The sequence below is a fragment of the Phytohabitans sp. LZ39 genome (genome assembly GCF_059359075.1).
On the sequence record NZ_JCADBM010000030.1, the window covers coordinates 106,311 to 115,303 of the forward strand.

13 protein-coding genes and 1 pseudogene are annotated in these 8,993 nt (G+C 72.7%); 9 read left to right on the top strand and 5 right to left on the bottom strand.

Annotated features, from left to right (window positions below):
• Positions 1-74: 74 nt before the first annotated feature.
• Both AC5L36_RS40020 and AC5L36_RS40025 read right to left on the bottom strand, forming a co-directional pair.
• Positions 75-653 (bottom strand): trimeric intracellular cation channel family protein, encoded by a 579-nt coding sequence (locus tag AC5L36_RS40020; RefSeq protein WP_441224028.1) that lies wholly within the window; start codon positions 651-653, stop codon positions 75-77.
• Between the two features lie 33 nt (positions 654-686).
• On the bottom strand, positions 687-905 hold the full coding sequence (locus tag AC5L36_RS40025) for a DUF3039 domain-containing protein (RefSeq protein WP_441224029.1): 219 nt from the start codon (positions 903-905) through the stop codon (positions 687-689).
• Between the two features lie 76 nt (positions 906-981).
• Here AC5L36_RS40025 and AC5L36_RS40030 point away from each other — a divergent pair, with 76 nt between their 5' ends.
• Together AC5L36_RS40030 and AC5L36_RS40035 are read left to right on the top strand one after the other, a co-directional pair.
• Positions 982-1,887, top strand: coding sequence for a pseudouridine-5'-phosphate glycosidase (locus AC5L36_RS40030; protein ID WP_441224030.1), 906 nt, complete (start codon positions 982-984; stop codon positions 1,885-1,887).
• Positions 1,887-2,759, top strand: a complete 873-nt coding sequence (locus AC5L36_RS40035) for a carbohydrate kinase family protein (RefSeq protein WP_441224042.1) — start codon at positions 1,887-1,889, stop codon at positions 2,757-2,759. Before AC5L36_RS40030 ends, AC5L36_RS40035 begins: the two co-directional genes overlap by 1 nt.
• Here AC5L36_RS40035 and AC5L36_RS40040 read toward each other — a convergent pair.
• Entirely contained in the window at positions 2,756-3,100 is a 345-nt protein-coding gene (locus AC5L36_RS40040) for a DUF3099 domain-containing protein (protein WP_441224031.1), read from the bottom strand. The two genes, AC5L36_RS40035 and AC5L36_RS40040, sit on opposite strands and share 4 nt — an antisense overlap.
• A gap of 77 nt (positions 3,101-3,177) precedes the next feature.
• Between AC5L36_RS40040 and AC5L36_RS40045 the strand changes: the two genes are divergently transcribed.
• A complete protein-coding gene (locus AC5L36_RS40045; protein ID WP_441224032.1) occupies positions 3,178-3,465 on the top strand; it encodes a hypothetical protein in 288 nt (95 codons plus the stop codon).
• Positions 3,462-3,773: a ribbon-helix-helix protein, CopG family gene (locus tag AC5L36_RS40050; protein ID WP_441224033.1), complete on the top strand. Its 312-nt coding sequence runs from the start codon at positions 3,462-3,464 to the stop codon at positions 3,771-3,773. The genes AC5L36_RS40045 and AC5L36_RS40050 overlap by 4 nt, the downstream gene beginning before the upstream one ends.
• 6 nt (positions 3,774-3,779) lie before the next feature.
• Here the strand turns inward: AC5L36_RS40050 and AC5L36_RS40055 are convergent, their stop codons facing one another.
• Positions 3,780-4,346, bottom strand: coding sequence for an HhH-GPD-type base excision DNA repair protein (locus AC5L36_RS40055; protein WP_441224034.1), 567 nt, complete (start codon positions 4,344-4,346; stop codon positions 3,780-3,782).
• A gap of 206 nt (positions 4,347-4,552) precedes the next feature.
• Between AC5L36_RS40055 and AC5L36_RS40060 the strand changes: the two genes are divergently transcribed.
• The 5 genes from AC5L36_RS40060 to dtd all read left to right on the top strand — a co-directional run bounded on the left by AC5L36_RS40060 (position 4,553) and on the right by dtd (position 8,641).
• Positions 4,553-5,089, top strand: coding sequence for a helix-turn-helix domain-containing protein (locus tag AC5L36_RS40060; protein ID WP_441224035.1), 537 nt, complete (start codon positions 4,553-4,555; stop codon positions 5,087-5,089).
• Positions 5,090-5,177: 88 nt separating this feature from the next.
• Positions 5,178-6,317 (top strand): PQQ-dependent sugar dehydrogenase, encoded by a 1,140-nt coding sequence (locus AC5L36_RS40065; RefSeq protein ID WP_441224036.1) that lies wholly within the window; start codon positions 5,178-5,180, stop codon positions 6,315-6,317.
• Positions 6,318-6,333: 16 nt separating this feature from the next.
• Entirely contained in the window at positions 6,334-6,750 is a 417-nt protein-coding gene (locus tag AC5L36_RS40070) for a cupin domain-containing protein (RefSeq protein ID WP_441224037.1), read from the top strand.
• Complete coding sequence (locus tag AC5L36_RS40075) at positions 6,751-8,214, top strand: DUF7782 domain-containing protein (RefSeq protein ID WP_441224038.1); 1,464 nt, start codon at positions 6,751-6,753, stop codon at positions 8,212-8,214. It abuts the gene before it with no gap.
• Positions 8,215-8,218: 4 nt separating this feature from the next.
• On the top strand, positions 8,219-8,641 hold the full coding sequence (gene dtd, locus AC5L36_RS40080; protein ID WP_441224039.1) for a D-aminoacyl-tRNA deacylase: 423 nt from the start codon (positions 8,219-8,221) through the stop codon (positions 8,639-8,641).
• Between the two features lie 240 nt (positions 8,642-8,881).
• Here the strand turns inward: dtd and AC5L36_RS40085 are convergent.
• A pseudogene (locus AC5L36_RS40085) lies at positions 8,882-8,993 on the bottom strand (IS481 family transposase); the annotation flags it as partial.

An 8,993-nucleotide genomic window follows, 5' to 3' on the forward strand; every position in this document is an offset into this window, starting at 1 on the left:
CCCGCGCGTCGGCGCGAAGGCGGTCTTCAGCATAACCTCGCGGGGGCCCCGGTGGCTGCCAGCCGCCACACGCGTCACACCCCTTGCGGCGGGAGAGGGGCACTCCACTTGCGCAGGAGCGAGATCAGGCGCAGTCCGAAGACGAGCGTCGCGGGTGCGAGCAATACCACGTTGTGGTGCGTCTCGACGCGCTCGAGCGCGACGACCGCGACCGCGCCGGCGAGCGCGGCCACCGCGTAGATCTCGCGCCGCAGGACGACCGGGATCTCGCCGGTGAGCAGGTCGCGGCCGAGGCCGCCGCCGATGCCCACGAGCATGCCGATCAGGCACGCGCCGGCGGCGGGCACGCCGGCGTCGAGCGCCTTGAGCGTGCCCGTGACGGTGAAGAGGCCGAGCCCGGCCGCGTCGAGCACCAGCACGGTGCGGCGCAGCCGGGCGAGCTGCGGGTGGAGCCAGAAGGTGGCGGTGGCCACGACGGCGGCGACGGCGGGGTAGCGCCAGTCGGCGAAGGCGAGCGGCGGCACGACGTCGATCACCAGGTCACGGAGGATGCCGCCACCGAGCGCGGCGACGAAGCCCACGAAGATCACGCCGAACAGGTCGAGGCGCTTGACGACACCGGCCGACGCCCCGGAGGCGGCGAAGACAGCCACCCCCACGAGGTCAGCGATGAGCAAGGTGGCCGGTCACGCCCGCATCGACTCGTAGATCTCCTTGCACGCCGGGCAGACCGGTGAGCCCGGCTTGGGCGCCTTGGTGACGGGGAACTTCTCACCACATAGTGCGATCACGAAGGTGCCCATGACCGCGCTCTCGGCGATCTTCTCTTTACGGACATAGTGGAACATCTCAGGACCAGTATCGGCATCCTTGAGATCCGGACGCTCGAGAACCTCAGTGCTCACGGCTTATGACACCTCCAGCCGTCTAGTTTCCCACCTCAGCGGCGAGCGGTCCAACGCGCCACATACGGTAGTGATCGTGACGGACCTTCACATCCGGGTAGGCCCCGAGGTCGCCGAGGCCCTCCGCGCCGGCCAGCCCGTCGTGGCTCTGGAGAGCACCATCGTCGCACACGGCCTGCCCCGCCCGGACAACCTTCGGGTGGCCCGAGAGATCGAGCAGGCGGTACGCGCGACCGGCGCCGTACCGGCCACGATCGGCATGATCGGCGGCGTGCTGACCGTCGGGCTCGACGACGCGCAGCTGACCCGCCTCGCCACGGCCGACGAGGTGGCCAAGCTCTCAGTACGCGATCTCGCCGTCGCCGCCGCGGCGGGTGCGGACGGCGCCACCACGGTCGCCGCCACGAGCGCGGTCGCCGTCGCCGCCGGCATCCCGGTCTTCGCGACCGGCGGGCTGGGCGGGGTGCACCGCGAGGCCTTCGACGAGTCGAACGACCTCGTCACGCTCGCCCGTACCCCGATCACCGTCGTCTGCGCGGGCGTCAAGTCGATCCTCGACGTGGGCGCCACGCTGGAGCGGCTGGAGACGCTCGGGATCACCGTGCTCGGGTACGGCACCCGCCGCTTCCCCGGCTTCTACATCACCGACGCCGGCTTCGACCTCGACTGGTCCGTGGACACGCCCGAGCAGGTGGCTGCCGTGATGGCCGCCCGGCGCGAGCAGGGGGTACACGGCGGCGGCCTGGTCGTCGCCAACCCGCTCCCGCTCGACGAGCAGCTCGACCCCGACCTGCACGACCGCACGCTCGCCGAGGGCCTCGACAAGCTGCACAGCGAGGGGATCACCGGGAAGGCGGTGACGCCGTTCCTGCTCGCGTACTTCCACGAGGCGACCGGGGGCAGGAGCCTCACCGTCAACGTGCGCATCATCCTGCGCAACGCCGAGCTCGCGGGCCGCGTCGCGGTGGCGGCCGCCGCTTGATCCTCGTCGTGGGCGACCTTGTCACGGACGTCGTGGCGGCCCTCGACGGCGCACCCGCGACGGGCACCGACACGGGCGCGCGGATCCGCTTCGCCGGCGGCGGCCAGGGCGCCAACACCGCCGCGTGGCTCGCCGCGCGGGGCACGCCGGTCACGCTCGTCGCCGCGGTGGGCGACGACGAGCCGGGCCGCGCCCGCGTGGCCGAGCTGGCCGCCGCGGGCGTCCGCTGCGCCGTGCGCGCCCACCCCGGCACCCCCACCGGCACCGTGATCGTCCTCGTCCACGACGGCGAACGCACGATGCTCACCGACCGCGGCGCCAACCTGCTCCTCTCCCCCGCCGACGTCGACGCCGCGCTGGCGGCCGCGCCCGAGACCCGGCACGTGCACGTGTCCGGGTACCCCCTGCTGGACCCGGCCTCCCGCGGGGCCGGCCTCCGCGCGCTGGCCGCGGCCCGTGACCAAGGGCTGACCACCAGCGTCGACGCGGCGTCCGCGGGCCCGTTGCGGCACGCCGGGGCCGCCTTCCTCGACTGGGTACGAAACGCCGACCTCGTCCTCGCGAACGTCGACGAAGCCGCCGTGCTGGCCGGCGACACCGACCCGGTCGCACAGGCCCGCGCGCTGGCGGCCGTGGCCACGCACGCCGTGGTCAAGAGGGGCCCGGAGGGCGCGGTGTGGGCCGGCCCGGACGGGATCTTCGAGGCGCCCGGCCGCCGCGTGACGCCGGTGGTGGACCCGACCGGCGCGGGCGACGCCTTCGCCGCGGGGCTGCTGGCCGCCTGGGTGGCCGGCGCCGCACCGCCGGACGCGCTGGAGCGGGCGGTGGCGCTCGGCGCGGAGGCGGTCACCCTGCTCGGCGCCCGCCCCTAATCGGCGTCGATCGTCTTCGGTGGGGGTGCGTCCGTAAGCGCCTGCCGGGGGGTCTCGTCCGCCTCCGGCTCCCGGTGCCGGAAACGGTGCTGCTCCTTCGGCGGGCGGTCGTTGGCCAGGATGACGGCCACCCACGGGATCAGCACCATGCCGAGCAGACAGAGTGGCAGCCAGAGCCAGAGCAGCGGCGCCTTGACACCCACCAGGATGGCGGCGACCAGCAGGCAGACACCCCGGATGGACATCATCAGGACGTACCGCACCTGGCGGCTGCGCAACTGCTCCGCCTGGCTGCGGTCGGCGTCGGTGATCAGGATCGGCCGCGCGGCCTTTCGCTTCACCCGTCCATCCTTCCACTCGCTTCACCGGCGCGATTTTCGCCCGGCCCGCGTGTTACGTGCGTGGTACGCTCGGCCGCGTGGGCAGCAGGTTCAGCTTCACCGAGGAGGGCCTGGCCAACCTGCGGCTCTACGAGGTGACTCCGGGCGAGGTTTGGGAAGCACTCCACAGCACGCGCCGGATCATCCGGCACCTGGGCGACGACGTCATGGTGGTGTACGCGGCGACCGGGCGCGCGCGGCGGCTCGCGATCCTGCTCATCGAGGCCGATCGCGGCGACAACGACTGGGATGTGCTTTCCGCTCGCGACCTGACCGACGTCGAGTCCAAGCGGTACGACGAGGCACAGCAGGGGTGGCGACGATGAATAGAAACGACGCGATCAAGCAGTTCCACGAGGGCGGCGACCGGCTCGCCGAGCTGATCGACGAGGGGCAGCCGGCCGAGCTGCCAGCCCCCGACAGTGACGTGCCCATGGTGAGCCGATCGGTGCGCCTACCCGTCGACACCTACGAACGGGTGCGCGAGGCCGCCGAGGCGCGGGGCATCGGCGTCACCACCCTGATGCGGCAGTGGATAGAGGCCGGGTTAGCCGACCTCGACGAGTCGGCCACCGTGTCACTCGCCGACGTGCGCCGCGCGATCGCCGCGCTGGCCCACCCGCACGCCGCCTGAAACCGGCTACTTCTTGGCGGCCGCCTTCATCTCCTGCTTGTACTCGCGCACCTTCACCAGAGCCGCGGCGTCGACGATGTCCGCCACCGACTTGTACGTGCCCTCCGGGCCGTAGCCGCCGGCCGCCTCGCGCCAACCCTCGGGCCGCACGCCGAACCGCTTGCCCAGCAGCGCCACGAAGATCTGCGCCTTCTGCTTGCCGAATCCGGGCAGCGCGCTCACCCGCTTGTACAGATCCTTGCCGTCGGCGGCTCCGGTCCAGATGTTTTCCGCCTCACCGCCATACGTGTCGACGACGATGCGGCACGCCTCCTGCACCCGCGCGGCCATCGCCTTCGGAAAGCGGTGTAGCGCCGGCGGGGTGGCGAAAATGGCGGTCAGCGCCTCCGGGTCGAAGTCGGCAAGCTCCTCCGCGGTCGGCTCGTGCCCGAGGCGGCGGCTCAGCTCGTACGGCGCGGAGAAGGCGCGCTCCAGCGGAAACTGCTGGTCGAGAATCATGCCGACCAACAGGGCCAACGGGCTTCGCTGGAGCAGCTTGTTGGCTTCGGCGTCGATGGGCAGGTTGAGCGTCATGCACCCCATCCTGCCCCAAAACGCACGCCCGCCGGGGGCTGGTGCCCGCGGCTCCACTATGGAAAGCGCTGTGTGAGCACGCTCGCCGATCTCGGGGAGGTAATCTCACGCAGTCGACAATGTGGCAGGTCGTCCCCTATGCGGGGGCCGCATGCGTACCGGGGGCGCGGGCGGGGATGGCGGACACCACTGGACAGGAGGCTCCCGTGAGTAGATACGTCATAACCATCACGCCCGACAACGACGGCGCGGCCGGCGCCGCGACAGCACACACCACCGTGCGGGTGGACATTTCCACCGGACAGACCCGCATCACCGAGCTGACCGTGCGGGCGGCAAGCGGTGGCGGGCTCGCCCCGGCGGACCTTCCCCCCGTCGACCTTGACCTGCTCGTCCGCGCGCTCGCCGCGCCCACGCCCACGCCGCCGCCGGCGCTGCCGCGGGTGGCCGAGGCGGTCGAGGACGTCGCGCCCGCGCCGCGCCGCCGGGCGCGCAAGACCGCGGCGAAGAAGACCGCGGCGAAGGCCACCAAGTCGGCGGCCAAGAAGGCGACGAAGCGGGCCGCGGATGACGGCGGCACCCGCGCGTACCGGCGGATGCCCGAGCCCGACCAGGTCATGGACGTCTACCGGGAGACCGGCTCGATCACCGCGGTCGCCGAGCACTTCGGCGTGCCCCGGCACACCGTCGCCGGTTGGGCCCGGCGGCTACGCGCGCAGGGACACGCCATCGGTCGGCAGTAATCTTTTCCTCGGCCTTTCGCCCGGTTCTGGTGCGATTGAAAGCGCCCGTTCCGGTGCGATCGGAAAAGCCGACGAGAGGGGCACGACCGTGCGGAAGACCGTGGTGGCGCTGGCCCTGCTGGCGACCCTGACCGCGTGCTCGGGCGACGACGGTGACGGCGACGGCGGCGAGGACACCCTCCCGACCCAGCCGGCGCCCACCGTGCCGACGCCGACCGCGTCCGGCGGGGCCAGCAGCACGCCCGGCGGCCCGCCCGACCTCGGCGCGCCGCAGCAGGTGGCGAGCGGGCTCGACGTGCCGTGGGGGATGGCGTTTCTGCCGGACGGCGACGCGCTCGTCGCCGAGCGGGACACCGGCCGCATCCTCCAGGTGTCGCCGGGCGGCGGCCAGGCGCGGCGGGTTTACGAGGTGCCGGGCGTCGACGTGGGCGGCGAGGGCGGGCTGCTGGGCCTCGCGGTCTCGCCCGACTATGCCCAGGACCGGTGGGTGTACGCATACCACACGTCCAACTCCGACAACCGCATCGTGCGCTTCCGGCTCGACGGCAACGCCCGGCCCGAAGTCGTGTTCGACGGCATCCGCAAGGCGGGCAACCACAATGGCGGGCGCATCAAGTTCGGGCCGGACGGCATGCTCTACGCCGGCACGGGCGACGCGGCCAACACCGCCTCGTCGCAGGATCCCGACAGCCCCAACGGCAAGATCCTGCGCCTGACGCCGGAGGGCGATCCCGCGCCGGGCAACCCGCGCGCCGGCTCGCCGGTGTACACGATGGGCCACCGCAATGTGCAGGGCCTGGCGTGGGACAGCGCGGGACGCATGTACGCGACCGAGTTCGGCCAGAACCGCCTCGACGAGGTCAACCGCATCGAGCCGGGCAAGAACTACGGCTGGCCCGACGTGGAGGGCGAGGGCGACACGCGAGACGGCCGGTACACCAACCCGATCGTCACCTGGTCGACCGACGACGCCTCCCCGTCCGGAGCGACGATCGCCGGCGACACGCTCTACGTGGCGGCGCTGCGGGGCGAGCGGCTCTGGACGGTGCCGCTGAACGACGGCCGCCCCGGCGAACCCCGCGCGGAGCTGCGCGACCGGTATGGCCGGCTGCGTACCGTCGAGGTCGCTCCCGACGGCGCCCTGTGGCTGGCCACCTCCAACCGCGACGGGCGTGGTGACGTCCGTGACGGTGACGACCGCGTCCTCCGCCACCCCGCGCGGCCGTAACCGCCAGAATGGGCCAGTGACCTCACCACCACGACCACCGCTCGCCGAGCAACTCGACCTGGCGCCCCATCCGGAAGGCGGGTGGTTTCGCGAGACCTGGCGCAGCGACCACACGTTCGAGCCGGACGGCTACGGCGGGCCGCGGCGGGCCGCCACCGCCATCTACTTCCTGCTCCACCCCGGCGAGCAGTCGCGGTGGCATGTGGTGCGTTCGGACGAGCTGTGGCTGTGGCACTCCGGTGGCCCGCTGGAGCTGCGCATGCGCGGCAGGGAGAATGCCGTCCTGGGCAACGACATCGCCGCCGGCCAGCGGCCGCAGGTGCTGGTGCCGGGCGGCGTGTGGCAGGCGGCCGCGCCGGCCGGTGACCAGCCGGTGCTGGTCAGCTGCGTGGTGGCGCCCGGCTTCGACTTCGCCGACTTCCGGATGGACTGAATGCTTTTCACCGACAAGGGCGTCGAGCAGCTGCGCACCGCTCTGACTGACTACACAGCCAGCGGCATCGCCGACCGCCTCGGCCCGGCGGCCACCGCGGCCGTGTCGCGCAACGACTTCCGGGCCGCGATGCGCGCCACCGCCGACCGCGACCCGCTCGCCACGCTCATCCGGCTCTTCGTGTGCGGGCAGACCGAGCCGGCCGCCGCGGTGGAGGCGGCGTTCGCGCCACTCCCCCTCGCCGACGCGCTCGCCGCGGGACTGGTGGTGCCGGACGGCGACGGGCTGCGGCAGGGGCTCGACCTCGAGGCGTACGGCGACTCGTGGTGGGTCGTCGCCGACCTGCCCGCCGCCGCGCACCCGGGCGTGCCGCTCGCACCCGACCACGTGCTCGGTGTCGGCGGCGCCTCCACCACGCTGGCCGGCGCCACGATCCGCCGCCCGGTCGGGTCGGCGCTCGACCTGGGCACCGGGTGCGGGGTGCAGGCCCTTCACCTCTCCCAGCACGCCACCACGGTCACCGCCACGGATGTGAGTGAGCGGGCACTCAGCTTCGCCGCCACCACCGCCGCGCTCAACGGCCTTTCGTGGGAGCTGCTCCGCGGCGACATGGTCGCACCGGTCGCGGGGCGCCGTTTCGACCTGGTGGTGAGCAACCCGCCGTTCGTGGTGGGTCCGGGCACCGCCACACACGCCTACCGCGACTCCGGCCGCCCCGGGGACGGCCTGAGCGCCGAGCTGGCCGCCGCCGCGGCCGGTCTGCTGGCCGAAGGCGGCACGATGCAGTACCTGGCCAACTGGGCGCACGTCGCCGGCGAGGAATGGGCCGACCGGGTGGCCGGCTGGGTCGCCGGCACGAGCCTCGACGCGTGGGTGATCCAGCGCGAGGTGGCCGATCCGGTGTCCTATGTGGACCTCTGGCTGGCCGACGCGGGCGAGCCGCACGACCCGGTCCGCAAGGCCGCCTGGCTCGAATGGTTCGACGCCCACAAGATCGAAGCCGTGGGCTTCGGCCTGGTCACCCTCCGCCGCTCGGGCGCCGACGACCCGGTGGTCCGGGTCGAAGACCTGCGCCAGCAAGTCGCCGGCCCGCTCGGCGCGCAGGTGGCCGCCTGGTTCGACCGCCAGGACTTCCTCCGGGTACGCGACGCGGCCGGCCTGCTCGCCGAACGGTACAAGGCCGCCGACGGTCTCCAGCTACGGCAGGAGGCCACGATGGGCCCCGAGGGCTGGGCCGTCGACCGGCAGGTGCTCGCCATGCCGCAGGGGCTGCGCTGGAGCGAGGAGGTCGACCCGCTGGTGCTGGCCCTGGTACGCGGCTGCGACGGCCGCGTGCCGCTGCGCGACCAGATCGCCGTGCTCGCCGTGGCACACGAGGTCGCGGAAGACGACCTCGCCGACGCGGCGGTGCCGATCGTCGCCCACCTTGTCGAGCGCGGCGTCATCACGCCGGTGGGGAGCTGACCCGGTGCGCGCCGTGGTGCAGACGGTCGGCCGGGCCAGCGTCACGGTCGACGGCGAGGTCGTCGGCGAGATCATGGACGGCCTGCTGGTGCTCCTCGGGGTCACCCACTCCGACACGCCCGCGATCGCCGACACGATGGCCCGCAAGGTGTGGGAGATGCGCATCCTCGACGACGAACGGTCCGCGTCCGACGCCGGTGCGCCGATATTGGTGGTAAGCCAGTTCACCCTTTACGGGGACGCCCGCAAGGGCCGCCGACCGACGTGGATCGCCGCGGCGCCGGCCGAGGTGGCCGAGCCGCTGGTGACCGACTTCGTGAAAGCACTGGAATCCCGCGGCGCGACGGTGGCGACCGGCCGATTCCGCGCCCACATGCTCGTCGAAAGCGTCAACGTCGGCCCGCGCACGGTCATCTTGGAGATGTGAGCTACCGCGACGCCAGCGCGCGCGTCGCCGTCGTCGAGGATGGCGAGCGCAGTCAGGTAGCGCAGGGCGCCTGCACCACCCGTCGTGGTCCGGCCCACTGCCACTCACCGTAAGTGTTGCCGAGCACGCGGCAGGAGATCAAAACGGGGCTTCATCGCCCTGAGTAACCACCGCGCCGTGCACGCGGCCCAAGATTTCCAGATCTTGGAGAGTTAGGGCGCCATACCAACCCCAACTCTCCTAGATGTTGTGTCCGGAGAGGTTGGGTACGCGGCTGGCGGGTGGGCCGCCGATGGCGGTGTGGTGTCGGTGATGGTTGTACATGTGGAGCCAGTGGGGCAAGGCGGCGCGG

Bases quoted from the DNA above. Each gene is read 5' to 3' on its own strand.
- AC5L36_RS40075 (WP_441224038.1), top strand. From the start codon at position 6,751: ATGCTTTTCACCGACAAGGGCGTCGAGCAGCTGCGCACCGCTCTGACT.
- AC5L36_RS40050 (WP_441224033.1), top strand. From the start codon at position 3,462: ATGAATAGAAACGACGCGATCAAGCAGTTCCACGAGGGCGGCGACCGG.
- AC5L36_RS40055 (WP_441224034.1), bottom strand. From the start codon at position 4,346: ATGACGCTCAACCTGCCCATCGACGCCGAAGCCAACAAGCTGCTCCAG.